This window comes from Okeania sp. SIO2C9, assembly GCF_010672455.1.
Lineage (GTDB): Bacteria > Cyanobacteriota > Cyanobacteriia > Cyanobacteriales > Microcoleaceae > Okeania.
Map to the genome: position 1 here is coordinate 1 of NZ_JAAHGO010000308.1, position 1,035 is coordinate 1,035.

At 43.8% G+C, this 1,035-nt stretch carries 2 protein-coding genes; both read right to left on the reverse strand.

Going from position 1 to position 1,035, the window contains the following annotated elements:
• Nucleotides 1-46: 46 nt before the first annotated feature.
• Nucleotides 47-415 carry an STAS domain-containing protein gene (locus F6K23_RS41255; protein WP_293167097.1) on the reverse strand — a complete coding sequence of 123 codons (369 nt, stop codon included), beginning with the start codon at nt 413-415 and terminating at the stop codon, nt 47-49.
• 177 nt (nt 416-592) lie between these two features.
• Nucleotides 593-1,035: coproporphyrinogen III oxidase (locus F6K23_RS41260; protein ID WP_293167099.1), on the reverse strand; the 443-nt coding region annotated here is incomplete at its 5' end.

A 1,035-nucleotide genomic window follows, 5' to 3' on the forward strand; every position in this document is an offset into this window, starting at 1 on the left:
CCCACGCTTAAAAGACGTGGGATGCAGCTTACTTCTTTGTAAAACTTCAGGTTGCGATCGTGCGGGGAACAACTTCCAAGGCTTGCTCCTCAGTTTCAAAGATTGCAAACACTGAATCCATCATGGTTACTTCAAACACAAGTTTGGCTTCTGGATGGACATTACAAATGCGAAAGCTACCTTTAACTTTGTCAGCATCTCGCATTCCTGCTACTAAAGATGTCAAGCCAGAGCTATCAATAAAGTTAACTTGACTCAGATTAACCACCACATGGCGACTAAGTTTAGAAATGCACTCTTGCAGCTTCAGGCGAAATTGCCAAGCCGTAGTGATATCTAAGCGTCCTACTGGTGCCAAAATAATAACGGTCGTACCATCTTGTGTTGTGTGCGTTTTCTGATCGATATGAATCATCAGTACCTCTGTACCTCTGGGCAGCGGCGAGTCCCCTTGAAGCTCAAGGGAACATTGTGATTGGATTTTAGGGTGCGTTAACTAAGTTGTGAAAACTCAGAAGCAACAAATATCACCCTGATTGCACACCTTTGGCTACTTATCTTCCAGTAGTTTAACTCAGATATTTTCTGAAGTTTAGGGTTTCCATTGGGCCCACTCTTGAGGTTTAAGGAATGTTTCATAGAGTTCTGCTTCTGGTGTATTTGGCTCTGGATGATAGCTGTATTGCCAGCGCACTAGGGGTGGTAGGGACATCAAAATTGATTCAGTACGCCCGTTTGTTTGCAGACCAAATATTGTTCCCCGGTCATAGACTAGGTTAAATTCAACGTAGCGACCACGGCGATATAATTGAAAATTGCGTTCGCGATCACCATATGACATGTCTCGACGGCGCTTAACAATTGGCACGTAAGCTGGCAAAAACGTCTCAGAACTCCCTTGAACAAAAGCAAATATATCTTCCCAACTGCGAGGCTCTAAAACTCCTAGTTTGTTACTATAAGCTGCTGCTTGACCATCTGGGTGCGGACCACGATACAATGCCCCTGTACCATCTTGATAATCAAAGAAAATAC